We start from the raw sequence: 25,352 nt of genomic DNA, 5'->3' as shown, positions 1-25,352 counted from the left end.
GTACTCACCCGTACGGCCCGTACCGGTTCGGGTGAGGGGACGGAACGCGAGTGAGGGACAGCGCGGGCATACCGGGCGGCACCGATGCGGCCGGAGGCGAGCAGCCTCCGAACGGCCGCAAGCGGCGCCGGCTGCTGCGCTGGATCGGGCTCGGGACCGGCATGCTCGTCGTCGCCGGAGCGGGCACGGGCTGGTGGATCTACGACAAGCTCGACGGGAACATCGCCGAGGACACCTCGGCCGCCGCCGAGCTGCGGCGCTACGAGAAGGAGCGCCCGGCCCACCTGGCGGGCGGCGCGCAGAACATCCTGCTGATCGGCTCGGACTCCCGCACCGGCGCGGGCAACGCCCCGTACGGGCAGGACCAGGGCACGCAGCGCTCGGACACCACGATCCTGCTGCACCTGCCGGCGGACCGGAAGAGCGCGACGGCGATATCGGTGCCGCGGGACCTGATGACGGAGATACCCGCGTGCCTGAAGCCGGACGGAAGCCGGACCAGGGAGCAGTTCGCCCAGTTCAACTGGGCCTTCGAGTGGGGCGGGACCGCCTGCACGGTCCGCACGGTGGAGGCGATGACCGGGATCCGGGTCGATCACCACATGGTGCTGGACTTCAGCGGCTTCAAGAAGATGGTCGACGCCATCGGCGGGGTCGAGGTGTGCCTGCGGCGGCCGGTGGACGACACCGAGGCCAAGCTGAAGCTGCCGGCGGGCCGGCAGACCCTGCAGGGCGAGCAGGCGCTGGGCTTCGTACGGGCGCGGCACAGCCTGGGCAACGGCAGTGACACCGAGCGGATGGAGCGCCAGCAGGCGTTCCTCGGGTCGCTCGTCAAGAAGGTGCAGAGCAACGGGGTGCTGCTCAATCCGGCCCGGCTGTACCCGCTGCTGGACGCGGCGACCTCCTCGGTGACGACCGACCCTGGGCTGGCCTCGCTGCGCGGGCTGTACGAGCTCGTCCGGGGCGTACGCGACATCCCGACCGAGCAGATCAAGTTCCTCACGGTGCCGCGCCGGCCGTACGCGGCCGACCGCAACCGGGACGAGCTGAGGCAGCCGGACGCGACCCAGCTCTTCCAGCGGCTGCGGTCGGACCAGCCGCTGACCATCGCCCCGCCCGCGCCCACGCCCACGCCCGCTCCGGCCACGGCCGACGACGGGGCGGAGGGCGACGGGGCGGACGGCGACGGGGCGGACGGCGAGACGAGCGGCACTACGAGCGGTACCACGAGCGGGACAGGGGACCGCCCGGGAACCGCGGAGCCCTCCTCGCCCGTCCCCACCTTCACCGGCACCACGGCCGGAGTTGCCGACTGCCGGTAAAGCAATCCCAAAAGCCGGTGCCCGGGCCGAGCTTGTTGGGGCGATTGCCCCGTTGTAAGTGCGTGGAATTCATCACCAGCATGGTTTGCGGCGAACCTGTCCGGATAAGGTGAGCGATCCGGCGCCCGGCCAGCACAGAGGCCGCGTGCCAGCAGCCGGATCGTTGACCGTGCGCCTGGGGGAGGCGCGTCGCGAAGCACCGACGGAGGATTCGAGCAAACCGTGGATGCGCAAAGCCGTGGACGGGCCGACGAGATCGACCCCGCAGACCAGTGGGTGCTGAACCCCCGCACCGGCAACTACGAGCTGCGACTGGAGCAATCCGCTGCGCAAGCACCTTCGCAGCGGCGCGCGCCCGGCACGACGCCGCCGCGCCGAGCGCCCGGCTCCCCCGGCTCCCCCGCTTCCCCCGCCGGCCCCGCGGTTCCCGGGCCGCGCCGCGGCGACGCCCCGCCCGGCGGAGGCCGGCGCGGAGCACGTCCCGGCAGGGGCGGGGGCGGCGGGCGGCGCAAGAAGATCCTGGTCGCCACCGGCGGAACGCTGGCGTTCGTGCTGGTCGCCGGATCGATCGCCGGGTACCTCTATTACGACCACCTGAACGGCAACCTCAACGTCACCGACATCGGTGACGCGGGTACGAGCGGCGGGTTCAAGAAGGACCAGCCGATCAACATCCTCGTCATCGGCACGGACAAGCGCAGCGGCGCGGGCAACGAGGGGTACGGGGACGCCGGCAGCGTCGGGCACGCCGACACCACGATCCTCTTCCATGTCGCGAAGGACCGTTCCAACGCCACCGCGCTGTCCATCCCGCGCGACCTGATCACCGATGTGCCGAACTGTCCGACGAAGCAGCCGGACGGCTCGACGAAGGACATCCCCGGCGAGCGGGGGGCCCGCTTCAACACCAGCCTGGGGCAGGCGGGGCGCGACCCCGGCTGCACGATGCGCACGGTCAAGGAGCTCACCGGGATCCAGGTCGACCACTTCATGATGGCCGACTTCAACGCGGTGAAGAACCTGAGCACGGCGGTCGGCGGCGTACCGGTCTGCGTGGCGAAGGACGTGAACGACAAGGCCTCCAAGCTCAAGCTGACGGCGGGCGATCACCGGCTGGAGGGCGAGCAGGCGCTGGCCTTCGTACGGACCCGGCACGCTTTCGGCCAGCGCAGCGACCTCGACCGCATCAAGACCCAGCAGCAGTTCCTGGGTTCGATGATGCGGGAGATGAAGTCGAAGGAGACCCTGACCAGTCCGCAGAAGTTCCTCTCCCTCGCCGAGGCGGCCACCAAATCGCTGAGCGTGGACTCGGGCATCGGGTCGATCGCCAAACTCACCGATCTCGCGGGTGAGTTGAAGAGCATCGACCTCAAGAACATCACCTTCACCACGCTCCCGGTCATCGACAATCCGGCGGAGCCGGTCGGCGCGAAGGCCACCGTGGTGGTCAAGCAGGCGCAGGCGGAGCCCCTGCTGCAGATGATCCGGGGCGACGTCTCGCTGACCGAGGTCGAGAAGAAGGAACAGGCGGCGAAGGACGCGGCGGCCACGGACGCGAAGGCCAAGCTGGACGCCCTGATGCAGGGTCCCCGCGCGGCGGCCAAGGACGTCCGGGTGGACGTCTACAACGGCGGCGGCCCGGCCGGATCCGCGTCCGGCACACTGACCTGGCTGCAGAACACCAAGGGGGTGCTCAAGTCCAGCAACCTGGGCAACGCGCCCGCCAAGGTGGCGGCCACGCAGCTGGAGTACGCGCCCAACCAGGCCGATCAGGCGCGGGCGTTGGCGGACATGATGGGCCTGCCCGCGACGGCGTTGAAGATCGGCACGGCCGACGCCGCACCCAAGACGCCGATGAAGCTGACGCTCGGTGCGGATTTCAAGGGGGCGGGGGTCTCCATGACGGCTCCTCAGCAGGCGCCCGAGGGCGTCCAGCGCGTGGAGGCGGACAAGCCCGTCTGCGCCAAGTGACCGGACAGGGGGGCCGACCGGCGCCCCGCGGCCGTGCAATGACGTACCGGAACCCGTCGGACCGGCACAATACCGACACAGACTGATCGTGATGGGGGACGCGTGAGGCACAGCAGCGTGCAAGGGGAGGGGGCGCCGGGCCGGGCCGGCGACGGCATATCCGGCGCCGGAACCCGGCCGACGGCCACCAGTGCCGTACCCGCGCCGAGGTCCGGTTCCGGCCCGCGCCGCGGCGGGGGCGGCGCGGGCGGCGGCAGGCGGCCGACCCGGCAGGGGCGGCGCCGCGTACTGCGCTGGACGGCCTCCGTCGTCGCGCTGCTCATACTCGGGACGGCGGCGGCCGGATACCTCTATTACCGCCACCTCAACGGCAACATCCGCAGCGGCCAGCGTCTGAGCGGCGACAGCGGGGTCGCCAGGAGCGACGCCGACGCCGCGGGGCGGCGTCCGATCAACATCCTGATGCTCGGCTCCGACGTCCGCGACGAGGAGAACGCGAAGCTCGGCGGGGGCTGGGACACCATCGGCGACCCGGCGCGGGCCGACGTGCAGATGCTGGTCCACATATCGGCCGACCGGAAGAACGCCTCGGTCACCTCCGTTCCGCGCGACACCCTCGTGGACGTCCCCGAATGCTCCGACCCCAAGACGGGCGAGAAGCACAAGGCCACCAGGACGATGATCAACGAGAGCTTCTCGCGCGGGGGTGCGGGCTGCACCCTGGCCACGTGGGAGAAGATGACCAACGTCTACATCGACCACTGGATGACGATCGACTTCGTCGGTGTCGTGAGCATGGCCGACGCGATCGGGGGCGTCGACGTCTGCGTCAACCAGAACGTCTTCGACCAGTCGGAGCCGGGGTCGGGTACCGGCGGTTCCGGCCTCAAGCTGAAGGCCGGCACCACCAGGATCCAGGGCCAGCAGGCGCTCCAGTGGCTGCGCACCCGGCACTCCTTCGGCAGTGACATCGGCCGGGCCAAGGCGCAGCACATGTACATGAACTCGATGATGCGCGGGCTCAAGAGCCAGAACGCCTTCACCGACCTGCCCCGCCTCACGGGCCTGGCGGAGGCGGCGACCAAGGCGCTGCAGGTGTCGGAGGAGATCGGGACGGTCAAGAAGCTCCTCGACCTCGCCCTGCTGCTCAAGGACGTGCCGATCAACCGCATCACGTCGACCACGATCCCGGTGCTGCAGGCGCCGAGCAACAAGGACCGGCTGATCCTCAACCCCAAGGACGCCCCGAAGGTGTGGGAGCTGCTCCGCAAGGACGTCGCGATGGACAAGAACGGCGACCCGGCGCCCGCCGCGAGCGCTTCGCCGTCGGTCCCCGCGCCGACCCCGCCGCCGTCCTCCGCGCCGCCGGCCTCCGCCCCCGCGAAGATCGCGGTACACGTGGTCAACGGGACGGGAGTCGGGGCGCAGCCGGTGCCGAAGCGGGCCACGGCCGTCGCGAACCAGCTGGTCGCCAAGGGGTTCTCCCTGGCCAAGGCGGACAGTGCGCTCACCCCGGAGAAGGCGACGGTCGTCCGCTACGCCACCGACGCGCAGGCCGCCGACGCGCAGAGCGTGGCCGCGGCGCTCGGCATCCCCGCGACCTCCGTGCAGAAGTCGGCCGGGGCGGCCCGGATCACGGTCCTGGTCGGGGCCGACTGGCGCGAGGGCGCCGTCTACCCGCAGCAGGCGCCGCCGGAGGCGGGCGACGTCCCGGAGTCGGCCGACGCGCTCAACGGCACGGACACCAGCTGCATGGACATCTACAAGCCGTACCGCTGGTGACCTGAGAGGCCGGCGGCCTCGAACACCGAAAGGGGTGACCCGGTCCGCGAGGACCGGGTCACCCCTTTCGTGCGTGTTCTCGTGCGTGTTCTCGTGCGTGTTCTCGTGTGTGCCTTCGTACGGCTACGGAACCTCAGAGCCCGGCGGGGTCCCGGCTCACCGACGGGCGGCGGCTCGCGATGACCTTGGCGGCGAGTGAGCGCGGGCTGGTCAGGAAGCCGTAGCCCCAGCACACGTGCATGGTCGCCAGGGCGACGGGGATCCGCAGCCGGGCCCCCAGCGACAGCCCCTTGCCGGCCGGGACGGAGCCCGCGGTGATCGCCGCGAGGTAGCCCGCCGGGAGGACGAAGGCCCACGGGGTGACGGCCGCGCCGACGACCAGACCGGCGGCGATCGCGCAGACGGCGGCCGGCGGGGCGAGGTAGCGCAGGTTGATGGAGCCCGCGTGGTAGCGGGCCACCACGTGGCGCCAGCGCCCGTAGTCCTTGTACTGCTTGGCGAGCGCCCGCACGGAGGGGCGCGGCCGGTACTGGACCTTCAGCTCCGGCGAGAACCAGATCAGGCCGCCGGCCTCGCGGATGCGGAAGTTCAGCTCCCAGTCCTGCGCGCGGATGAACTCCACGTTGTACCCGCCGGCGGCCTCCAGGGCCTCCCGCCGGAACACCCCGAGGTAGACGGTGTCGGCGGGGCCGGCCTTGCCACCGGTGTGGAAGGCGGCGTTGCCGACGCCGATCCGCGAGGTCATCGCGGCGGCGACGGCGTCCTCCCAGGGGTTCTCGCCCTCGGCGTGCATGATGCCGCCGACGTTCTGCGCGCCGGTCTCCTCCAGGAGACGGACCGCGGTGGCGATGTAGTTCGGGGAGAGCATGCCGTGGCCGTCCACGCGCACCACGATCGGGTGCCGGGAGGCCTGGATGGCCGCGTTGAGGGCGGCGGGGGTGCGGCCGGTGGGGTTCGGGACGGTGTGGACGCGGGGGTCCTCCCGTACCAGCTCGGCGGCGATCTCGTCGGTACGGTCCTTGGACGGCCCGAGGGCGATCACCACTTCCATCTCACCCCCGTACTCCTGTCCGAGGATGTGGTGGACCGAGTCGCGCAGATGGCGCTCCTCGTTGAGTACCGGCATGATCACCGAGACTGCGGGCTGCTGGGCGGGCATGTGGTCCTTCAAGGTCGGGTATCGGTGTCACGTTACCGCGTACGGGGGAACCGGGTGCGCGCCGGATGAGCAGTACGGACAGCAGCTGATCGTATGGACCTACTGTTCTGACGAATCTGCCGATCGTGCGAGGTGTCCCCCGTGCCCCAGCCGCACCGTCCCACCCGACCCGCCCTGCCCGCCCGGTCCGCCCGGCCGTCGCAGCGCGCGCCGCGGCCCGGCGGACCGGCCGGATCCCGGGCGGGCGGGAAGCGCCCGGCGGACAGACCCCGCTGGGGCGTCCGGCTCGCCGCGGGGCTGTCCGTGCTCGTCCTGGGCTCGGGGGCGCTGGGGCACGCGGTGATGACCGGGCTGGACACCGGGATCCAGCGGGTGGACCCCTTCAAGGACATGAAGAACCGGCCGCAGGCCGGGCACGGGGTGAACTTCCTGCTCGTCGGCACCGACGGCCGCGACAAGATCACCGCCGAGGAGAAGCGCGAGTACCGCCTGGGCGGCGCGCCCTGCCACTGCACCGACACCGTCATGCTGGTCCACCTCTCGGCGGACCGGGCACGGGCCAGCGTGGTCAGCCTCCCCCGGGACAGCTTCGTGGAGCTGCCCGCGCACGTGGACGGCTCCAGCGGCAAACCGCACGGGGCCCACCCCGTGAAGCTGAACGCCGCCTACGCCGAGGGAGGGCCCCAGCTGACCGTGCGCACCGTCGAGAGCATGACCCGCGTGAAGATCGACCACTACCTGGAGGTCGACTTCACCAGCTTCATGAAGACGGTCGACGCCATGGGCGGAGTGGAGATCTGCACGGCCAAGACCATGAAGGACCCCAGCACCGGCCTCGACCTGCTCCCCGGCACCCACCGGCTCAGCGGTGGCCAGGCCCTGCAGTACGTGCGCTCGCGCCATGTCGACGGAGCCTCGGACCTGGGCCGGATGCAGCGCCAGCAGCGGTTCATCGCCGCCCTGATCAAGCAGGCCACGGGCGGCGGGGTGCTGCTCAATCCCGTCAAGTTCAAGCAGGTCAGCTCCACCCTGCTGGGCTCGGTCCGGGCCGACCGGGGCTTCGGCTCCGAGCAGATGCTGGCGCTCGGCCAGGCGATGCGCGATTTCACCCCCTCCTCCTCGGAGTTCGCCTCCGTGCCCGTCGGCAACCCCTCCTTCCCGGTCAAGGGCATCGGCTCCACGGTGAAATGGGACGAGGCGAAGGCCGCGAAGCTCTTCCAGGCGCTGCGCGACGACCGGCCGCTATCCCCGGCCCCAGCCCCCGGCAAGCCGGTGCGCCGGCAGCCGGCGGTGCCGGTGGACGTGCCCCCGGGGCAGGTCCGGGTCCAGGTGGAGAACGGCACCCGGATCGACGGGCTGGGCACCCGGGTGGACTCGGCGCTGCGCGCCACCGGCTTCGACACCACCCGGGCTCCGGGGAACGGCGCGAGCCGGGACGTCAAGCGCACGGTGATCACGTACGACCCGCGCTGGGACCGGTCGGCCCGTACGGTGTCCACCGCGCTGCCCGGCAGTGAGATGCGGGCCGTTCGGGGGCAGGGGCGGACCGTGGTGGTGATCGCGGGCGCGGACTACCGCAAGGTGGTGACGGTGCGCGCGGAGGACCCGTACCAGGGCGAGTTCGGTGTGGTCACCGGCGACCAGGTGGTCTGCGGCGGCTCCTGAGCGGACCGGCGTACGGGTCGTGGCGGACCCGGCCGTTCGTGGCGGCCGGGGCCGTCGTGGCGGACCGGGTTACAGCGGGTCGCCGAGGGGCCCGTACTCCTCCTCCAGGTTCTCGGCCCAGTGGGCGGCGAAGTCCGGCTGCGTGCCGTCGGCATCGGTGAAGCCGTACTCCCGGTACAGGCCCCAGGTGGCCAGGGCCCGTCCCGACTTGGCCATGACCCCGGGGTCGGCGGCCAGTGCTGCCACCGCCCGGCCGAGGTAGGCCGGGGTCTCGGAGTGGGCGAAGTTCGGGTCCTGGGCCGCGCCGTCGCGCCAGTTGGCCTCGGTGACGCCGAAGTGTTCCAGCAGGGCCTCCGAGCGCAGGAAGCCCGGGGTGATGGCCACGGCCGCGACGCCGTGCGGCCGCAGCTCGGCGGCCTGGGCGACCGCGAGGCGGATGACCGCCGACTTCGCCAGGTCGTAGAAGAACGTGCCGCGGTAGCGGGCGGTGTTGCCGTCGGTGACCTCCACGACCAGGCCGCTCTTACGGGCGACCATGAGCGGGAGCGCGAACCGGCTGGTGATGACGTGGGTCTCCACCGCCTGCCGCAGCAGCCGCAGACCGGTCTCCAGGTCCTGCTCCCACAGGGGGTGTTCCCAGTCGGTCAGCGGGTCTCCGCCCCAGACGGAGTTGACCAGGATGTCGAGGCGCCCGTCCTGTTCCGCGGCGATCCTGTCGACGAGGGCCCGTACCTCGTCGGGACGGCTGTGGTCGGTCCGTGCGGGAATGCCCAGACCGCCCGCCGCGGTGACCTGCTCGGCGGTCTGCTCGATGGTTTCCGGGCGGTCCAGATCGGAGCGCCCGCCGGCGCCGCTGCGGCCGGTGACGTACACCGTCGCCCCGGCGGCGCCGAGCTCGACGGCGATGCCCCGTCCGCCGCCCCGGGTACCGCCGGCGACCAGGGCCACCTTGCCGGCGAGCGGGCGTGCGTCAACGGTCTTCATGATTCCTCCTGGTCGTGGCCGTCTCGCGGCGGAAGGTGGGGAAGGTGGGGGGACAGCACGACGTCGAGCTCCTGCCGGAGCCGCTGTGCGAGGGTGCCTTCGCGTTCGAGCGCCCAGGTCAGGCCGGCCCCGGCGGTGATCGCCTGGACGGTGCGGGCCAGCGCCGCGGCATCGGTTCCGGCGCGGAGTTCGCCCTCGCCGACCGCCTCCGTGAGCAGCTCCCCGATCACCCGCCCATGCGTGCGGTGAACGGCCAGCGCCCGCTCGTAGAGCTCGGGATCCCCGAGATCCGTGCACAGGAACGCCAGATGGTTGGCGAAGCTCTCCGGCGTGGCGATCGCCGCCGCCGACTCCACCGTCAGCGCCACCAGGGCCCCGAGCGCCGAGTCGTGCGACCGGCGCACGCGCTCGGCCGTCTCGCTCGCGTCCTTCTCGGACAGGTCGGCGAGCGCGAGGAGCAGACCGCGCTTGGAACCGAATCGCTGCACCAGGGTCGCCGGAACCAGTCCGACCTCGCGCGCCACGGCGGCCAGCGTAAGACCCGCGGGACCCACCCGGCCCATGACCTGCGCCGTCGCACGCAGGATCACCGCGTCCTCGACCCCTCGGGGACGTGCCATCACCGCCACCCTTCATTTATAAATGCCTGTTCATTTATTAAAACACGCAGAGGTCGCCCCCGGAGGGCGATCCGGGCTCACATCCCGAACCAGCCGTCCGAGTGGGCCTGCTGCATCGCCTCGAAGAAGGCGTCCGCCACCTTCGCGTACCCGGTGTCGTTCGGGTGCAGGCCGTCGGCCAGTTCGGCCGGCGTGCTCGCGTCCGCCCGTTCCGCGGGGGTCAGCCAGGGGGCCTTGACGAAGCGGAAGTGCCGGCCCGCCCCCTGTTCCCGGGTCTCGATCCGCTGGAGGTTGCGGTTGTACGCCGCGATGGGCCCGGAGATGTCCTGGTCCTTCGAGCCGGGGGTCGAGGGGACCAGGCCCTGCATGACGACGGTGATCCCCGGGCGCAGGGTGAAGATCCGGTCGACCAGTTCCCGGGCCTCGTCCGCGGCCCGGTCGGGGTCGCCGCCGCGGTTCAGGTTGTTCAGTCCGATGTGCAGCAGGACCACGTCGGGCTTCGCGGCCTCGATCCACCGGTCGACCCCGCCACGGATGCGGCCGACGGTGTACCCGGGGTGCCCTTCGTGCTGGTTGTCCTCCATGGGCCCCTGGGCCCGGGAGCCCACGAAATCGATGGCGTACGCCGACTGGGCCGCGACCAGGCGCCCCAGCGGCAGCCGGTAGCCGCCGAAGCCGGAGCTCCCGACGCCGGCGGTCGTCGAGGCCCCCAGGGGCATCACGCGCAGGGTGCGGGGCGCTCCCGTGCCGGGGGAGGCATCGGGGGAGGCCGTCGGGAACGGCGGGACCATGGCGGCGGGTGCCGTTCCGGAGTCCGCCGCCGTCAGCAGCGGAACCGCGACGGCGAGACCTGCGAGGCCGGCGACGCCTGCGAACACGGCCGATCGGCGATTCATGATGCCTCTGCCTTCCGGATGGGGCGGGACGGCAGCTGCGAGCGGACGGACGCGGGCTGACGCGAGGGCACGGGCATGGGCACGGGCACGGGCACGGGCGCGGGCGGACGCGGGCGCACTAGAGGTCGGCGTCCAGCCCCTGCGCGGACCGCTCTTCCCGCAGGTCGCGGATGGCCTGGCGGCGGGCGAGCCGGTGGGTGCGGCGGATCTGGGCCTCCTGGAAGCGCCGCTCGTCCCGCTCCGTCTCCGGGATGACCTGCGGAACCTGGCGGGGCTTGCCCTCGGCGTCGACCGCGGTGAAGACGAGGTAGGCGCTGCCGACCTGGGTGGCGGGGGTGGACTCGTTCCACCGCTCCGCGAGAACGCGTACGCCGATCTCCATCGAGGAGCGGCCGGTCCAGTTGCACTGGGCCTTGACGTGGACGAGGTCACCGACGCGGACCGGGGCGAGGAAGGCCATCTCGTCCATGGAGGCGGTGACCGCCGGGCCGCCGGAGTGCCGGCCGGCCACGGCGCCGGCCGCGTCGTCCACCAGCTTCATGATCACTCCGCCGTGCACCGTGCCGAGCAGGTTGGTGTCATTGGCGGTCATGATGTGGCTCAGGGTGGTGCGGGAAGCCGAGATCGGCTTTCCCGGCAGCTCGCCCGGTATCTCTGTCATGGAGACAGCTTAGGGCGTGTCTTTTGGATCAGGCCGGGTCAGCCCGCGGTGTCCGGTGCCGTGCATCGCAAGGCGGAGGAGGGAGCCGACGCGGAGCGTCGGGGACCGACGACAACGCGGCGAGGCGCGGTGCCGGACACCGCGGGCCCGGCTTGATCCGAAAGACACGCCCTAAGTGCGGCCCGCTGGTGTCAGCTCTGCAACAGCAGCGGTACGAAGGGCGGCCGGGGGTGTTCCGCGGCCCTCCCGGCCAGGCATTCTTGGGCACATGAGTGACAGGGACGGGTGGAGCGGCGAGCAGGACCAGCGCGGCCGCCGCGATGACGGGTACGGCCGCGGCAGCGGTCAGGCGGAGCCGGAAGGCGCACAGCGGATGAGGCACGTCCAGCGGCCCGGCCCCCAGGCGTCCCGGCAGCCGCAGCCGCCGCAGCCCCGGCAGCCCCCGCGCGGCCCGGCCCAGCCGCCGGCCGGGCCGGCTTACGTGCCTCCGCAGCAGGACGGCTCGTACAGCGGCGGCAGCGCCGGCGGGAGCTACGACAGCGGCTACAACACCGGTCAGGTCTACGGCGGCGGCCAGCCGCCCAGCGGGCCGCGCGGGCGCGGACCGGGCGGCCCCGGCGGCCCGGCCCGGCCGGCGGGAGCGGCGCCGGACTGGCGCAGGCGGATCAAGATCGGTTCGATCGTGCTGGTCTCCGGCCTGCTCGTGACGGGCATCGGCACCTACTTCTGGGCCGACTCCAACGTGCGCCGCGAGGTCGACCTCTCCAAGGTCATCGAGCGCCCGAAGGAGGGCGACTGCACGACGTACCTGATCGTGGGCTCCGACAGCCGCGAGGGCATGTCCGCCGAGGACAAGAAGAAGCTCCACACGGGCTCGGCCGAGGGCAAGCGCACCGACTCGATGATGATCCTCGCCAAGTGCTCCAGCGGGAACACGATGATCTCCCTGCCCCGCGACTCCGACGTGGAGATCCCCTCCTTCGTCGGCTCGGAGTCGGGCAAGAAGTTCGCGGGCACGGGCAAGCGGACCAAGCTGAACGCGGCGTACGCGCAGGACGGCCCGGAGCTGCTGGTGCGGACGGTGGAGTTCAACACCGGCCTGCGCATCGACCACTACGCGGAGATCGGCTTCGCCGGCTTCGCGAACATCGTGGACGCGCTGGGCGGGGTGGAGCTGAACATCGAGAAGGCGTTCAAGGACGAGAAGTCCGGGGCCGACTTCAAGGAGGGCACCCAGACGCTGAACGGCGAGCAGTCGCTGGCCTACGTACGGACCCGCTACGCCTTCGCCGAGTCGGACCTGCAGCGGACCAAGAACCAGCAGAGGTTCCTGTCGGCGCTGGCCAGCCAGGCGGCGACCCCCACGACGATCCTGAACCCGTTCTCGCTGTACCCGGTGCTGGGCGCGGGACTGGACACGCTGATCGTGGACAAGGACATGGGGCTGTACGACATGGGGTCGATGTTCTTCGCGATGAAGGGCATCAGCGGCGGTGACGGCGTGTCCATGAACATGCCGATCTCCGGTCAGCGCGGCGGCAACCTCGTCTGGGACAAGGCGAAGGTGCAGCAGCTGGTGCAGCAGATCCAGAAGGACGAGAAGGTCACCGTCCGCGGGAACTGATCACGGCGGAGGGCGCCCACTGGCCGGGGGCGCCCCCGGCCGGGGCGCCCCGGCCGACGGAACGGGCTCAGGCGTCGGAGGAGAAGCGGATCGCCGCGTCGGGCAGCCGCGCCCCGCACCAGATCCGGGCGCCGGCGCGGAGCTCGTTGTCGGCGCCCACGCAGGCTCCGTCACCGATGACGGCGGCGTCCAGTACGGTCCGCGCGCCCACCGAGGCGCCGGCGCCGATCAGACTGGCGGACACCTGGGCGTCGGGGCCGACGACCGCGTCCGCCAGCACGATGGAGCCCTGGACGACCGCCCCCGCCTCGACGCGGGCTCCGGCGCCCACGACGGTGCCCCCCGACAGTTTGGCCCCGGCCGCCACGTGGGCTCCGGGCAGGACGAGGAACTCCCCGCGGCGTCCGGGGACGGCCGGCGAGGGGACGACGCCGCGGACCAGGTCGGCGGAGGCCTGGATGATCGCCTCAGGCTTGCCGAGGTCCATCCAGTACGTGTTCTCGGTGACCCCGTGCAGGGTGGCCCCGGAGGCGAGCAGGCCGGGGAAGGTCTCGCGCTCCACGGAAACGGACCGGCCGGCCGGGATGGTGTCGATCACGCTGCGCCGGAAGACGTAGCAGCCGGCGTTGATCTGGTCGGTGATGATCTCCTCGGGCGTCTGGGGCTTCTCAGTGAAGGCCAGCACCCGCCCGTGGGCGTCGGTGGGGACCAGGCCGAAGGCGCGCGGGTCGTCGACCCGGACCAGGTGCAGGGAGACGTCGGCGTCGGCCGCCTTGTGCGATTCGACGAGCCCGGCGATGTCCAGGCCGGTGAGGATGTCACCGTTGAAGACGAGCACGGAGGAGTCCGGGCCGCCGGTGAGCAGCCGCGCCGCGTTGCGGATGGCGCCGCCGGTGCCGAGCGGCTCGTCCTCGACCACGTACTCCAGGTGGACGCCGAAGTCGGACCCGTCCCCGAAGTAGGGCTCGAAGACCTCGGCGAGGTAGCAGGTGGCCATCACGATGTGCGTGACGCCTGCGGCGGCGGCGCGGGCTATCTGGTGAGCGAGGAAGGGAACGCCTGCCGTGTGCACCATCGGCTTCGGCGTGTTCACCGTGACGGGGCGCAGCCGCGTCCCCTGTCCGCCGACCAGCAGGATCGCTTCCGTCATTTGCGTTCTCCCCAACCGGTTCCGGCGTACGAAGGTCCAAATTTAGCCCATCCGGGGGGTCCCCAGGGAGCTGGTGCCCGATGTGTGCGGCCGTCTGCGCCGCTGCTCAGGGCGGTCACGGCCGTCACGGCGGTCAGGAGGCGAAGGGGTTGGCGTGACCGGGCAGCTGCCGGCCGGGGGCCAGGAACCGCTCCGCTCCCCGCTCGTCCCGCACCTGGTGGTACCCGGCGTCCCGCAGCCGCTGTGCGATCCGGCTCCGGCGGACCGCGCCGAACCGGAAGGCGCCGAACAGGAAGGCGGTGAGGGTGACGCCGACGACGAGCGCGAGGACCGGCTTTCCGAGGACCGCCATGAAGACGGCGGCGAACGCGCAGCACGCGTACGCGGTCATCTGCTGGCGCTTTTCCACCGCGGCGCCCGCGATGTCGAACCGGATCCGGTCCTTCATCACGGCGACGGCCTGCCCCGCTTCCGGCAGGGGCTTGAGCGTTCCCTGCCGCATCCCCGGCACCGTTCCGCCGTTGCCCGCCCGCGGGTGCGCGGTGATGGCGGCCGCCTCGCGGGCCCGGGCCTCGGGGCTCGGGTCCCGGTACATCCGGACCAGGACGAACTCCTTGTTGCGCCCGAGGCGGAACGTCTCGTCGTACTCGAAGCCGTAGGACTCGGCGATGTGGGCCAGGGAGGCCCCCCGCACGAACTTGACGGTTGCGTTGGAGCCGATCTCCAGGACGTCCTGCCGGGCGATCTGCCGCATCAGTTCCGCTATGTCACGTTCTACGAACACGTTCGTTCCCCACCCAGAAACCCGCCCCTGATCCCGCGCCGAAGACCGGCCGGGCGCACAGCCTAGTCACGCCGTACGGGGCGTCCACGGCACCCCCGGCATATGCCGGGGGTACGCGGGTTCACGCGGTCGGGGACCGGCCGCTACGGCAGGTTGCGGGCCATGACGATCCGCTGGATCTGGTTCGTTCCTTCGTAGATCTGAGTGATCTTCGCGTCGCGCATCATGCGCTCCACCGGGTAGTCCCGGGTGTAGCCGTAGCCACCGAGGAGCTGGACCGCGTCCGTGGTGACCTCCATCGCCACGTCGGAGGCGAAGCACTTGGCCGCGGCGCCGAAGAAGGTGAGGTCCTCGTGCGGGCCGCCGCCGGAGACGCGCTCCGAGCGGGCCGCGGCCGAGTACGTCAGCTGGCGGGCGGCCTCGATCTTCATGGCCATGTCCGCGAGCATGAACTGCACGCCCTGGAAGTCGCCGATCGGCTTGCCGAACTGCTTGCGCTCCTGGACGTAGCCCTTGGCGTAGTCCAGGGCGCCCTGGGCGATGCCCAGCGCCTGGGCGGCGATGGTGATGCGGGTGTGGTCGAGGGTCTTCATCGCGGTGGCGAATCCGGTGCCCTCGGCGCCGATCATGCGGTCGGCGGGGATGCGGACGTTGTCGAGGTAGACCTCGCGCGTCGGCGAGCCCTTGATCCCGAGCTTCTTCTCCGGGGCGCCGAAGGAGACGCCCTCGTCGGACTTCTCGACCACGAAGGCCGAGATGCCCTTGGAGCGCTTCTCCGGGTCGGTGACGGCCATGACCGTGTAGTACTCGGAGACGCCGGCGTTGGTGATCCAGCGCTTGACGCCGTTGAGCACCCAGAAGTCGCCGTCGCGCACCGCGCGGGTCTTCATGCCGGCCGCGTCGGAGCCCGCGTCGGGCTCGGAGAGGGCGTACGAGAACATCGCGTCGCCCTTGGCCAGCGGGCCGAGGTACTTGACCTTGAGCTCCTCGGAGCCGGAGAGGATCACCGGGAGCGAGCCGAGCTTGTTGACCGCCGGGATGAGGGAGGAGGACGCGCAGACGCGGGCCACCTCCTCGATCACGATCACGGTGGCCAGGGCGTCGGCGCCCGCGCCGCCGTAGGACTCGGGCACGTGGACGGCGTGCAGGTCGCTGGCGACGAGGGCGTCCAGGGCCTCCTGCGGGAAACGGGACTCCTCGTCGACCGCGGCGGCGAAGGGCATGATCTTCGCCTCGGCGAGCGCGCGGACGGACTCGCGGAGCATGTCGTGCTCCTCGGCCGGGCGGTACAGGTCGAAGTCGGCAGAACCCGCCAAGATCTCTCACTCCCCAGGTGGTGCGTGGTGTTAACTACCGTTAAGTAGCCCAAGCTTAGTGTCCGCCCGCCGACCGCGACACGGGCGTCGGGCGTGAGTTGCGTGACAGCGGGGTGGCTGCCCGGTGGCGGACGCCGGAATGCATCCCCGGCCATCGGCCCGACTATGCTCGGTTGCCGCATACGGCCCCGCACCTCCAGGAGCACGCATGGCCCCCCTCAAGATCACTGTGATCGGCACCGGATACCTCGGCGCCACGCACGCCGCGGCGATGGCGGAGCTGGGGTTCGAGGTGCTCGGACTGGACGTGGTGCCGGAGAAGATCGCCATGCTCGCCGCCGGCCGCGTCCCCATGTACGAGCCGGGGCTGGAGGAACTGCTGGCCGCGCACGTGGCCGGACTGCCGGGCTCCACGGGCCGGCTGCGCTTCACCACCTCCTACGAGGAGGCCGGCGCCTTCGGCGACGTCCACTTCGTCTGCGTGAACACCCCGCAGAAGCACGGCGAGTACGCCTGCGACATGAGTTACGTCGACTCCGCCGTGGAATCGCTCGCCCCGCACCTGACCCGGCCCGCCCTGGTCGTCGGCAAATCCACCGTGCCCGTGGGCTCGGCCGAGCGGCTCGCCGCGAAGCTGACCGCGCTCGCCCCGGCCGGCGAGGAGATCGAGCTCGCCTGGAACCCGGAGTTCCTGCGCGAGGGCTTCGCCGTCCAGGACACCCTGCACCCGGACCGGATCGTCATCGGGATCGACGGCGAACGGGGCGAGCGCGCCGAGAAGGTCCTGCGGGAGGTCTACGCGATCCCCATGGGCGAGGGCACCCCGCTGGTCGTCACCGACTTCCCCACCGCCGAACTCGTCAAGACCGCCGCCAACTCCTTCCTCGCCACGAAGATCTCCTTCATCAACGCCATGGCCGAGGTGTGCGAGGCCGCCGGCGGCGACGTGGTGAAGCTGGCCGAGGCCATCGGCCACGACGAGCGCATCGGGAAGAAGTTCCTGCGCGCCGGCATCGGTTTCGGCGGCGGCTGTCTGCCCAAGGACATCCGCGCCTTCATGGCGCGGGCCGGCGAGCTCGGCGCCGACCAGGCCCTGACCTTCCTGCGCGAGGTCGACTCCATCAACATGCGGCGCCGCGGCCACATGGTCGAGCTGGCCCGCGAGGCCGTCGGCGGCTCCTTCCTCGGCAAGCGGGTCGCCGTCCTGGGCGCCACCTTCAAGCCCGACTCCGACGACGTCCGCGACTCCCCCGCGCTGAACGTGGCCGGCCAGATCCACCTCCAGGGCGGGCAGGTCACCGTCTACGACCCCAAGGGCATGGACAACGCCCGCCGCGTCTTCCCCACCCTCGGGTACGCCGACACCGCCCTGGACGCCGCCCGCGGCGCCGAGGTCGTCCTGCACCTCACCGAATGGCGGGAGTTCCGCGACCTGGACCCCGCCGCCCTCGGCGAGGTGGTCACCGACCGGCTCGTCCTCGACGGCCGCAACGCCCTCGACCCCGCCCTGTGGCGCGCGGCCGGCTGGACGTACCGCGCGATGGGCCGGCCCCGCGCCTGACGCGTCGTCGGCCCGGCGCCTGACGCGTCGTCGGCCCCGCGTCCGGCCCGCGTCCGGCCCGGCGTACGCCCCGGCGCGGGCCTTGATCTGCTTCGTTGCGGAATGAGTGGTTTCGCATCTCGTCACCGGATCGTTGGCGGGAGCAGCCGGGGCCACGCGGGATGGATCGCTAGACTCACGCCCGATGACCAGTACGAGCACGACCATCGACTCCGCACTCCGGGGGCGCGCCGGCCGCCTGGCCATGGCGGGCTTCTGGCTGGCCACCAGGACCCTGATGGTGGTCCTTCTGGTGGTGAACCTGCACGGCACCTCCTCGGTCCGCGCGGAGATCACCGTCACCTACAACAACTGGTACAACGTCCTCGTGACGGGGACCATGCCGCACGGCGACGTCATGTGGCAGTACCCGCCGGCCGCGGCGGCGATCTTCCTGTCGCCCGACCTGCTTCCCTTCCTCAGCTACTTCGAGGCCTTCGTCGCCCTGACGGTGATCTGCGACGCGCTGATCACCGTCGGCCTGGTCCGCGCCGCCCGCCGCTCCGACGGCAGCATGGCCGGCGCCGTGCTGTGGCTGACCACGCTGCCGCTGCTGCTGTCGCTGCCCTTCGCGCGCTACGACCTCCAGGTCACCCTGCTCGCCGTCGGCTCGCTGCTGTGCCTGCGCTTCCGCCGCAAGCTCGGCGGGGTCCTCGCCGGAATCGGCGCCATGGTCAAGGTCTGGCCCCTGCTCACGCTGATCGGCACCCCGCGCGGCCGCACCACCCGCGACGCCGTCCTGTCGGCCGTGGCGGCCGGGGCCGTCCTGCTCGCCGTGCTCGCGCTGTTCTTCCGCGACACCCTCGGCTTCCTGGGCAACCAGGGCAACCGCGGCATCCAGGTCGAGTCCCTCGGCGGCTCCGCCCTGATGTTCGGCAAGCTCGTCGGCGCCTGGTCCGGGAAGTCCGAAGTCCGCTACGGGGCCTACGAGTACGTCGGCCCGTACGTCTCCAGCGTCGCCATGCTCTCCGTCGGCCTCACGCTCGTCGGGTTCGCATGGCTGCTGCTGTGGCGGATCAAGGCGCGGCGCTGGACGACCGCGACCCCGCTGGACGCCGGGCTGTGCGCCATCCTCGTCTTCACCATCACCAGCCGCGTGCTCAGCCCGCAGTACCTGATGTGGCTGGTCGGTCTCGCGGCCGTCTGCCTGACCTGCAAGCACACCACGCAGCGGCCGGTGGCCTGGCTGATCGTGGCCGCGACCGCGGTCACCACCGTGATCTACCCGCTGACCTACGTCTCGCAGATCCTCGCGGGCAGCGGCATCGGCACGTTCCTCCTGGTGCTCCGCAACGGCCTGCTGGCCTGGGCCGCCGTCTGGTCCTGCCTGCTCCTGTGGCGGGCGAGCGTGAGCCCCCTCCCCGAAACCGGGAACGGCACCGGGAACGGCACCGGGAACGGAAACGGAAACGCGAACACCGGGACCGTGGCGGCCCCGGCGCCCAAGGCCGGCTCCGAGCTGCCGGCGCGCGTCTGACTTCCGCTCAGGAGGCCCTGCGGCGCTGGGCCGCGCGGGACGTGAACTCCGCGTCGCGCACCACCCGCTGGGCGTTGCCCCAGGTGAGCAGGGCGAGGTCGGTCTCCGGCCAGCCCCGCTCCAGCAGTTCCGCGATCAGCCGCGGATAGCCCGAGGGGTCCGTGAGCCCCGCCGGCCGGGAGATGCCCGGCTCGGCGCCGAAGCCGGCGCCCAGGCCCACGCAGTGGGGGCCCGCGACGGCTCGTACGTGGTCCACGTGGTCCGCGACCGCGTGCAGCGAGTCCCCGGTGAGCTCGGTGTCGAAGCCGACCATCGCCAGGCCGTTCGCCGCGCGCAGCGCGAGCAGCACCTCGTCGGTCACGTTGTCCGGGTGCGGATTGAGGGCGGCCGCCCCGGTGTGCGAGATGATCACCGGTGCCTTGGAGGCCGCGGCGAGCTGGCAGGCCGGTGCGGGCGGGCAGCCTCTGAGGTCCAGCAGCATCGCCAGCCGGTTCATCTCCTTGACCACCTCGTGGCCGAAGGAGGTCAGTCCCTCCATCGCCCAGGGGGCCCCGGCCGGCGCGAGGATCCGTACGCCCAGCGCGTGGAAGGCGCGCAGCGCGCCCAGCGAGTCCGTCAGGGTGCGCCCGGGCACCGGGCCGAGGAAGGAGGCGATGCGGCCCCGGTTGCGGGCGTCCGCGAGGTCGTCGGCGGTCAGCGCGAGGCAGAGGCTGTCGGGGTACCGGCGCATCAGGGCCAGTGCCGCGTCGATCTGTTCGAGGGTGTCGGACACCACCTGGTCGGTGGCCGCGGCCTCGCGCGGCGTGAGCAGCGACCAGAACTGGGCGCCCACTCCCCCGGCGCGCAGCCGCGGGATGTCGGTGTCGACGCCCGCGTCCGAGGTCTCGATGTCGTGGTACGGACTCGTCCGAAGGGTCCAGACGAGGGTGTTGCTGCCATCCGCGACGGGATGGACGCAAAGCAGTGCGGCGGCGCGGTCCAGGGCGCCCGGGAGCAACGTGCCGGTGGGATCCTCGGCTCCTAGGGAACCGGGGCCCACGGGGGTCACCGGGTTCGTGTGCGGTTCGTCCTGCAGGTCGGACATGGCGTGCGCTCCGGTCTCGGCGGCTGTGTCGTTGCGAAAAGCAGCGGGAGAGAAGCAGGGAAGATGTTGCCACCGTGACATGTGGGACGCCGGAGGCGCCCGGCGGATGTGGCGTTCGGGTGTAACCGGCGCAGGTGTGCGCTGGTCACGGCCCGTACGCCGGATCCGCCGGGCGGGCCGGTCAGGAACCGGCGGGGCTCCTCGGCCTCACCCCTGGAGCACCGCGTTGGACGGGCCCCGGGAGGCCGACTGCTCGCGCGCCACCGCTTCGGCGTCGCGCAGCGTCCGTACCGCGTTCGACCAGGTCAGCTTGGCCAGGTCGGCCTTCGACCAGCGGCGTGCCAGCAGTTCGGCGACCAGGTTGGGGTACCCGGCCACGTCGTCCAGCCCGGCCGGGGTGAAGGCGGTGCCGTCGTAGTCCCCGCCGATGCCGATGTGGTCGACGCCGGCCACCTCGCGCATGTGGTCGAGGTGGTCGGCGACCGTGGCGGCCGTGGCCACCGGGCGCGGGCGCGACTCCTCGAAGGCCCGGTGCAGGGCCATCGCCGCCGGGGTGGTGTCGAGGTGGTGGTGGCCGTGCGCGCGCAGGTTCTCGTCGGCCGCCAGGGTCCACTCGACGGCTGCCGGGAGGATGAACTTGGGCACGAAGGTGGCCATCGCGATCCCGCCGTTGGCCGGCAGCAGCGCCAGTACCTCGTCGGGGACGTTGCGCACGTGGTCGCAGACGGCGCGGGCCGAGGAGTGCGAGAAGACCACCGGCGCGGCCGTGACCGCGAGCGCGTCGCGCATCGTGGTCGCGGCGACGTGCGAGAGGTCGACGAGCATGCCGATCCGGTTCATCTCGCGGACGACCTCGCGGCCGAAGTCGCTCAGGCCCCCGTGCCGGGGCTCGTCGGTCGCCGAATCCGCCCAGTCGATGGTGTCGTTGTGCGTGAGCGTCATGTACCGCACGCCGAGCTGGTGCAGGGCGCGCAGGGTGGCGAGCGAGTTGTTGATGGAGTGCCCGCCCTCGGCGCCCATCAGCGAGGCGATCCGGCCCTCCGCGCGCGCCGCCTCCATGTCGTCGGCCGTCAGCGCCCGCACCAGGTCGCGCGGGTAGCGGTCGATCAGCTGGGCGACGGCGTCGATCTGCTCCAGGGTGGCGCTGACCGCGTCGTCCCCGGCGTAGTCGGAGCGCACGTAGACCGACCAGAACTGCGCGCCGACCCCGCCGGCGCGCAGCCGGGGGATGTCGGTGTGCAGGTGGCCCTTCTGGTCGCGGCCGATGTCGCGCCGGTCCAAGTCGTAGCGCACGGTCTCGCGCAGGGCCCAGGGCAGGTCGTTGTGCCCGTCGACGACCGGGTGCTCGGCGAGCAGTTCGCGCGCCGCGTCCAGGTACCGGGACGCGTCCGCGGCCCCTGCGGCGTCGACGGGGGTCACTTGCCGAATCCGAAGGAGTCCTGGCCCGCGACCTTCGTACGCAGCCGCTTGCCCTTCTCGGTGGCCTGGTCGTTGAGGTCCTGGAGGAAGTCGTTGACCCGGCCCAGCAGCTCCGGGTCGTGCGCGGCCAGGATCCGCACGGCGAGCAGTCCGGCGTTGCGGGCGCCGCCGATCGAGACGGTGGCGACGGGGATCCCGGCCGGCATCTGGACGATCGACATCAGGGAGTCCATGCCGTCGAGGTACTTCAGCGGGACGGGCACGCCGATGACCGGCAGCGGGGTGACGGAGGCGAGCATCCCTGGCAGGTGGGCGGCGCCGCCCGCGCCCGCGATGATCCCCTTCAGGCCGCGCCCGGCGGCCCGCTCCCCGTACGCGATCATCTCGCGCGGCATCCGGTGGGCGGACAGGACGTCGACCTCGTAGGGGATCTCGAACTCGTCGAGGGCCTGGGCCGCGGCCTCCATGACGGGCCAGTCGGAGTCCGAACCCATGACGATGCCGATGACGGGAGCTGTTGCGGAGGTGCTCATTCGGTGATGGATCCTCTGAGGTAGCCGGCTGCGTGACGTGCGCGCTCCAGCACATCGTCCAGATCGTCGCCGTAGGTGTTGACGTGGCCGACCTTGCGGCCCGGTTTCACGTCCTTGCCGTACATGTGGATCTTCAGCTGGGGGTCGTGGGCCATGCAGTGCAGGTACGCCGCGTACATGTCGGGGTAGTCCCCGCCGAGCACGTTGGCCATGACCGTCCAGCGGGCGCGGGGGCGCGGGTCGCCGAGGGGGAGGTCCAGGACGGCCCGCACGTGGTTCGCGAACTGGGAGGTGACGGCGCCGTCCATCGTCCAGTGCCCGCTGTTGTGCGGGCGCATGGCCAGTTCGTTGACCAGGATCCGGCCGTCGGAGGTCTCGAAGAGCTCCACGGCCAGGTGGCCGGTCACGTCGAGTTCCTTGGCGATGCGCAGGGCCAGGGCCTGGGCCTCGCCGGCCAGGGCCTCCGAGAGGTTCGGGGCGGGGGCGATGACCGTGTCGCAGACGCCGTCGACCTGGATGGACTCCACGACGGGGTAGGACACGGCCTGGCCGTGCGGGGAGCGGACGATGTTGGCCGCGAGCTCGCGGACGAAGTCCACCTTCTCCTCGGCCAGGACCGGGACGCCCGCCTTGAAGGGGGCCTCGGCGTCCGCCGGCGTACGGACGAACCACACGCCCTTTCCGTCGTACCCGCCGCGCACCGTCTTGAGGATGACGGGGAACCCGCCGACCTCTTCGGCGAAGGCGGCCGCGTCCGCCGGATCGCTCACGATCCGGTGGCGGGGGCTGGGCGCGCCGATCGCGTCGAGCTTGGCGCGCATCACCCCCTTGTCCGCGGCGTGCACCAGCGCGTCGGGCCCTGGGCGGACGGGGATGCCGTCGGCTTCCAGGACCCGCAGGTGCGCGATGGGCACGTGCTCGTGGTCGAAGGTGATCACGTCACAGCCGCGCGCGAAGGCGCGCAGGGTCTCCAGATCGCGATAGTCGCCGATGACGACGTCGCTCACGACCTGGGCCGCCGAGTCCTGTGGGGTGTCACTGAGGATCTTGAATCTGATGCCGAGGGGGATACCCGCCTCGTGGGTCATGCGGGCGAGCTGTCCGCCGCCGACCATGCCGACTACCGGGAACGTCACTCCTCCAGGATATCCGGCGGTATTCCGCCATCCGGACCCGCCCGGGGACGGCCCTGGCCGCACACCCGCCGCTCGCGCGCGGCGGGTGTGCGGCGGGCGTGCGGCGGGTGTGCCGTGTGTCGCACGGTCTCCGAAGGCGCAGACGTACCGATGGGGCGACACTTAGCATGGGCGCGCACGGGTCGAACCCGCGACGTAAACGTGTGACGCCTCATACGGGGGCCCCGAAGACAGGACTGAGCCTCATATGAGCAAGCCGGAGAACGGATCCGTCCTCGGCCGCGCGCGCGGTCTCGCGCGCGAGATCGCCAGGTTCGGGGCCGTCGGCGGGCTGGGGGTCCTGGTCAATCTGGGCGTCTTCAACCTGATCCGGCAGGTCACCGACCTCCAGGTGGTGCGCGCGAGCGTGATAGCCACTCTGGTGGCCATCGTCACGAACTACCTGGGCTTCCGCTACTTCGCCTACCGGGACCGGGCCGACCGGACCGGAGCGGGCCGCACCCGTGAGCTCGGGCTGTTCGTCGCGTTCAGCGCGATCGGGCTGGTGATCGAGAACGGCATCCTCTTCACGGCCACCTACGGCTTCCACTGGGACGGGCCGCTCGCCTCGAACTTCTTCAAGTTCACCGGCATCGGCATCGCCACCGTGTTCCGCTTCTGGTCCTACCGCACCTGGGTCTTCAAGGCCCTGCCGGCGCCGCCCGCGGCCTCGCTGGTCGTCGAGCAGCGTGACGGCCAGTCCGCGACCGCGGCGGACGCGCAGGCCGCCCCGGTGACCCGGACCCCGGAGGCCGCGGCCAACTGAGGCCCCTCCGGCCACCCACGCCGCCCTCAGCGGACCGTCTGCTCCGGCTCCGAGGTCGCGGGCGCGGGCGCGGTCCGGCTCAGGAACAGGGCGAACACCGGCGGCCGGGCCTGGAGCAGCTCCAGGCGGCCGCCGTCGGCCTCCGCGAGGTCCCGGGCCACGGCGAGGCCGATGCCGGTGGAGTTGCGGCCGCTGATGGCCCGCTCGAAGATCCGGTTGCCGAGGTCCGCCGGCACGCCCGGTCCCTCGTCCGTGACCTCCAGTACGGCCTGGTTGCCGATCACGCGGGTGCGCAGCGCCACGGTGCCGCCCCCGTGCATGAGGGAGTTCTCCACCAGCGTCGCCAGGACCTGCGAGACCGCCCCGGGGGTGCCCACGGCGCGGATGCCGGTCTTCCCGGAGCGGACGACGGCCCGGCCGGCGCTGCGGTAGGCGGGGCGCCACTCCTCCAGCTGCTGTTTGACGACCTCGTCCAGGTCGAAGGGGACGGCGGAGCCCGTGCGCGGGTCCCTGGAGTTCGTCAGCAGCCGCTGGACCACGTCCGTGAGCCGTTCCACCTGGGTGAGGGCGATCGTCGCCTCCTCCCGCACGGTCTCCAGGTCGTCGGTGACCGTGATCTCCTCCAGCCGCATCGACAGGGCCGTGAGCGGGGTGCGCAGCTGGTGCGAGGCGTCCGCGGCCAGCCGCCGCTCGGCGGTGAGCATGCGGCCGATCCGCTCGGCACTGGAGTCCAGTACGTCCGCGACCCGGTCCAGCTCGGGGACCCCGTACCGCTTGTGGCGGGGGCGCGGATCGCCCGATCCGAGGCGCTCGGCCGTCTCGGCGAGGTCGGTCAGCGGGGAGGCCAGCCGGTTGGCCTGGCGTACGGCGAGCAGGACCGCCGCCACGACGGCCAGCAGGGCGACGGCGCCGACCACGGCCAGGGTCCGGCCCACCTCGCGGGTGACGGTGGAGCGCGGCTCTTCGACGACCACGGTCTCGCCCTGCTCCCCGAGGGCGGTGCCCCGGATCACGCTCTCGGTGATGCGCGTGCCGATCTCGATCGGCTCCCGGCCCGGGATCGTGATCCGGGCGTACCGGCCGGAGTCGAGCTGTTCGGCCAGCGCGCCGGGGTCGACCTGTTTCTTCTCCAGGACGTCGCTCTCGACGATGCCCACCAGCCGCAGCGCCTCGGACTCGATGCGGTCCTGGGCGCTGCTGGTGATGGTGCGGGTCTCGACGATGACGAGGGAGACCCCGAAGACGGCGATGACGACGAGCACCACGGCGAGCGTGGAGTTGATCAGGCGGCGGCGCATGACTCCGAGGATGCCCTAGATATCCAGATATACGGTCCCGGGTCGTTCCGGCTCTACTCGAAGGTG

21 protein-coding genes are annotated in these 25,352 nt (G+C 71.8%); 8 read left to right on the top strand and 13 right to left on the bottom strand.

Annotated elements, in window-relative coordinates; translation table 11 throughout:
- The first annotated feature begins 50 nt into the window (after positions 1–50).
- The 3 genes from ACIQV3_RS33410 (at position 51) to ACIQV3_RS33400 (ending at position 5,075) form a co-directional block, all read left to right on the top strand.
- A complete protein-coding gene (locus ACIQV3_RS33410) occupies positions 51–1,322 on the top strand; it encodes an LCP family protein (RefSeq protein ID WP_403719020.1) in 1,272 nt (423 codons plus the stop codon).
- 222 nt (positions 1,323–1,544) lie between these two features.
- Positions 1,545–3,293 (top strand): LCP family protein, encoded by a 1,749-nt coding sequence (locus ACIQV3_RS33405; RefSeq protein ID WP_403719017.1) that lies wholly within the window; start codon positions 1,545–1,547, stop codon positions 3,291–3,293.
- A 102-nt stretch (positions 3,294–3,395) separates the two neighbouring features.
- Complete coding sequence (locus ACIQV3_RS33400) at positions 3,396–5,075, top strand: LCP family protein (protein ID WP_403719014.1); 1,680 nt, start codon at positions 3,396–3,398, stop codon at positions 5,073–5,075.
- Positions 5,076–5,208: 133 nt separating this feature from the next.
- Here ACIQV3_RS33400 and ACIQV3_RS33395 read toward each other — a convergent pair whose 3' ends face one another.
- Complete coding sequence (locus tag ACIQV3_RS33395) at positions 5,209–6,234, bottom strand: glycosyltransferase family 2 protein (protein ID WP_403719011.1); 1,026 nt, start codon at positions 6,232–6,234, stop codon at positions 5,209–5,211.
- A 141-nt stretch (positions 6,235–6,375) separates the two neighbouring features.
- Between ACIQV3_RS33395 and ACIQV3_RS33390 the strand changes: the two genes are divergently transcribed.
- Positions 6,376–7,899: an LCP family protein gene (locus ACIQV3_RS33390; RefSeq protein WP_403719008.1), complete on the top strand. Its 1,524-nt coding sequence runs from the start codon at positions 6,376–6,378 to the stop codon at positions 7,897–7,899.
- 69 nt (positions 7,900–7,968) lie between these two features.
- On the opposite strand, the gene ACIQV3_RS33385 is transcribed toward ACIQV3_RS33390, so the two are convergent.
- The 4 genes from ACIQV3_RS33385 to ACIQV3_RS33370 all read right to left on the bottom strand — a co-directional run bounded on the left by ACIQV3_RS33385 (position 7,969) and on the right by ACIQV3_RS33370 (position 11,060).
- Complete coding sequence (locus tag ACIQV3_RS33385) at positions 7,969–8,883, bottom strand: SDR family oxidoreductase (RefSeq protein WP_403719005.1); 915 nt, start codon at positions 8,881–8,883, stop codon at positions 7,969–7,971.
- Positions 8,880–9,503 carry a TetR/AcrR family transcriptional regulator gene (locus ACIQV3_RS33380; RefSeq protein WP_403719002.1) on the bottom strand — a complete coding sequence of 208 codons (624 nt, stop codon included), beginning with the start codon at positions 9,501–9,503 and terminating at the stop codon, positions 8,880–8,882. Before ACIQV3_RS33380 ends, ACIQV3_RS33385 begins: the two co-directional genes overlap by 4 nt.
- A 77-nt stretch (positions 9,504–9,580) precedes the next feature.
- Entirely contained in the window at positions 9,581–10,399 is an 819-nt protein-coding gene (locus ACIQV3_RS33375; protein ID WP_403718999.1) for an SGNH/GDSL hydrolase family protein, read from the bottom strand.
- Between the two features lie 118 nt (positions 10,400–10,517).
- Positions 10,518–11,060, bottom strand: coding sequence for an acyl-CoA thioesterase (locus tag ACIQV3_RS33370; protein ID WP_403718997.1), 543 nt, complete (start codon positions 11,058–11,060; stop codon positions 10,518–10,520).
- A 268-nt stretch (positions 11,061–11,328) separates the two neighbouring features.
- Here ACIQV3_RS33370 and ACIQV3_RS33365 point away from each other — a divergent pair, with 268 nt between their 5' ends.
- Positions 11,329–12,684 carry an LCP family protein gene (locus tag ACIQV3_RS33365; protein ID WP_403718995.1) on the top strand — a complete coding sequence of 452 codons (1,356 nt, stop codon included), beginning with the start codon at positions 11,329–11,331 and terminating at the stop codon, positions 12,682–12,684.
- 67 nt (positions 12,685–12,751) lie between these two features.
- Here the strand turns inward: ACIQV3_RS33365 and ACIQV3_RS33360 are convergent, their stop codons facing one another.
- From ACIQV3_RS33360 to ACIQV3_RS33350, 3 genes are all read right to left on the bottom strand, one after another.
- The gene (locus ACIQV3_RS33360; protein WP_403718992.1) at positions 12,752–13,834 is read right to left on the bottom strand and encodes a sugar phosphate nucleotidyltransferase; all 1,083 of its coding nucleotides are present in this window, start codon (positions 13,832–13,834) and stop codon (positions 12,752–12,754) included.
- A gap of 133 nt (positions 13,835–13,967) precedes the next feature.
- Entirely contained in the window at positions 13,968–14,618 is a 651-nt protein-coding gene (locus tag ACIQV3_RS33355) for a hypothetical protein (protein WP_403718990.1), read from the bottom strand.
- A gap of 143 nt (positions 14,619–14,761) precedes the next feature.
- Positions 14,762–15,934: an acyl-CoA dehydrogenase family protein gene (locus ACIQV3_RS33350; RefSeq protein ID WP_403718987.1), complete on the bottom strand. Its 1,173-nt coding sequence runs from the start codon at positions 15,932–15,934 to the stop codon at positions 14,762–14,764.
- A gap of 208 nt (positions 15,935–16,142) precedes the next feature.
- On the opposite strand from ACIQV3_RS33350, the gene ACIQV3_RS33345 reads away from it, so the two are divergent.
- Both ACIQV3_RS33345 and ACIQV3_RS33340 read left to right on the top strand, forming a co-directional pair.
- Positions 16,143–17,495 carry a UDP-glucose dehydrogenase family protein gene (locus ACIQV3_RS33345; RefSeq protein WP_403718985.1) on the top strand — a complete coding sequence of 451 codons (1,353 nt, stop codon included), beginning with the start codon at positions 16,143–16,145 and terminating at the stop codon, positions 17,493–17,495.
- A gap of 184 nt (positions 17,496–17,679) precedes the next feature.
- Positions 17,680–19,011 (top strand): glycosyltransferase 87 family protein, encoded by a 1,332-nt coding sequence (locus ACIQV3_RS33340; protein ID WP_403718982.1) that lies wholly within the window; start codon positions 17,680–17,682, stop codon positions 19,009–19,011.
- A gap of 7 nt (positions 19,012–19,018) precedes the next feature.
- Here ACIQV3_RS33340 and ACIQV3_RS33335 read toward each other — a convergent pair whose 3' ends face one another.
- From ACIQV3_RS33335 to ACIQV3_RS33320, 4 genes are all read right to left on the bottom strand, one after another.
- Positions 19,019–20,095 (bottom strand): membrane dipeptidase, encoded by a 1,077-nt coding sequence (locus ACIQV3_RS33335; protein WP_403718977.1) that lies wholly within the window; start codon positions 20,093–20,095, stop codon positions 19,019–19,021.
- 207 nt (positions 20,096–20,302) lie between these two features.
- Positions 20,303–21,514 (bottom strand): dipeptidase, encoded by a 1,212-nt coding sequence (locus tag ACIQV3_RS33330; RefSeq protein ID WP_403718974.1) that lies wholly within the window; start codon positions 21,512–21,514, stop codon positions 20,303–20,305.
- Positions 21,511–22,047, bottom strand: a complete 537-nt coding sequence (gene purE, locus ACIQV3_RS33325) for a 5-(carboxyamino)imidazole ribonucleotide mutase (protein WP_403718971.1) — start codon at positions 22,045–22,047, stop codon at positions 21,511–21,513. Before purE ends, ACIQV3_RS33330 begins: the two co-directional genes overlap by 4 nt.
- Positions 22,044–23,183, bottom strand: a complete 1,140-nt coding sequence (locus ACIQV3_RS33320; RefSeq protein WP_403718968.1) for a 5-(carboxyamino)imidazole ribonucleotide synthase — start codon at positions 23,181–23,183, stop codon at positions 22,044–22,046. The genes purE and ACIQV3_RS33320 overlap by 4 nt, the downstream gene beginning before the upstream one ends.
- Positions 23,184–23,430: 247 nt before the next feature.
- Here ACIQV3_RS33320 and ACIQV3_RS33315 point away from each other — a divergent pair, with 247 nt between their 5' ends.
- Complete coding sequence (locus ACIQV3_RS33315; RefSeq protein ID WP_403718966.1) at positions 23,431–23,988, top strand: GtrA family protein; 558 nt, start codon at positions 23,431–23,433, stop codon at positions 23,986–23,988.
- A gap of 26 nt (positions 23,989–24,014) precedes the next feature.
- On the opposite strand, the gene ACIQV3_RS33310 is transcribed toward ACIQV3_RS33315, so the two are convergent.
- The gene (locus ACIQV3_RS33310) at positions 24,015–25,286 is read right to left on the bottom strand and encodes an ATP-binding protein (RefSeq protein WP_403718964.1); all 1,272 of its coding nucleotides are present in this window, start codon (positions 25,284–25,286) and stop codon (positions 24,015–24,017) included.
- Between the last annotated feature and the right edge of the window lie 66 nt (positions 25,287–25,352).

Origin of the sequence: Streptomyces sp. NPDC099050 (assembly GCF_044759865.1) — a bacterium.
Classification (GTDB): domain Bacteria; phylum Actinomycetota; class Actinomycetes; order Streptomycetales; family Streptomycetaceae; genus Streptomyces.
This window is presented reverse-complemented; position numbering and strand designations above follow the sequence as displayed.

What these genes read in the sequence shown, in the direction of transcription:
- ACIQV3_RS33335 (WP_403718977.1), bottom strand. Translation starts at nt 20,095, where the DNA reads ATGTCCGACCTGCAGGACGAACCGCACACGAACCCGGTGACCCCCGTG.
- ACIQV3_RS33380 (WP_403719002.1), bottom strand. Translation starts at nt 9,503, where the DNA reads ATGGCACGTCCCCGAGGGGTCGAGGACGCGGTGATCCTGCGTGCGACG.
- ACIQV3_RS33395 (WP_403719011.1), bottom strand. Translation starts at nt 6,234, where the DNA reads ATGCCCGCCCAGCAGCCCGCAGTCTCGGTGATCATGCCGGTACTCAAC.
- ACIQV3_RS33310 (WP_403718964.1), bottom strand. Translation starts at nt 25,286, where the DNA reads ATGCGCCGCCGCCTGATCAACTCCACGCTCGCCGTGGTGCTCGTCGTC.
- ACIQV3_RS33345 (WP_403718985.1), top strand. Translation starts at nt 16,143, where the DNA reads ATGGCCCCCCTCAAGATCACTGTGATCGGCACCGGATACCTCGGCGCC.
- ACIQV3_RS33340 (WP_403718982.1), top strand. Translation starts at nt 17,680, where the DNA reads ATGACCAGTACGAGCACGACCATCGACTCCGCACTCCGGGGGCGCGCC.
- ACIQV3_RS33385 (WP_403719005.1), bottom strand. Translation starts at nt 8,883, where the DNA reads ATGAAGACCGTTGACGCACGCCCGCTCGCCGGCAAGGTGGCCCTGGTC.
- ACIQV3_RS33370 (WP_403718997.1), bottom strand. Translation starts at nt 11,060, where the DNA reads ATGACAGAGATACCGGGCGAGCTGCCGGGAAAGCCGATCTCGGCTTCC.
- ACIQV3_RS33315 (WP_403718966.1), top strand. Translation starts at nt 23,431, where the DNA reads ATGAGCAAGCCGGAGAACGGATCCGTCCTCGGCCGCGCGCGCGGTCTC.
- ACIQV3_RS33375 (WP_403718999.1), bottom strand. Translation starts at nt 10,399, where the DNA reads ATGAATCGCCGATCGGCCGTGTTCGCAGGCGTCGCCGGCCTCGCAGGT.
- ACIQV3_RS33360 (WP_403718992.1), bottom strand. Translation starts at nt 13,834, where the DNA reads ATGACGGAAGCGATCCTGCTGGTCGGCGGACAGGGGACGCGGCTGCGC.
- ACIQV3_RS33365 (WP_403718995.1), top strand. Translation starts at nt 11,329, where the DNA reads ATGAGTGACAGGGACGGGTGGAGCGGCGAGCAGGACCAGCGCGGCCGC.
- purE (WP_403718971.1), bottom strand. Translation starts at nt 22,047, where the DNA reads ATGAGCACCTCCGCAACAGCTCCCGTCATCGGCATCGTCATGGGTTCG.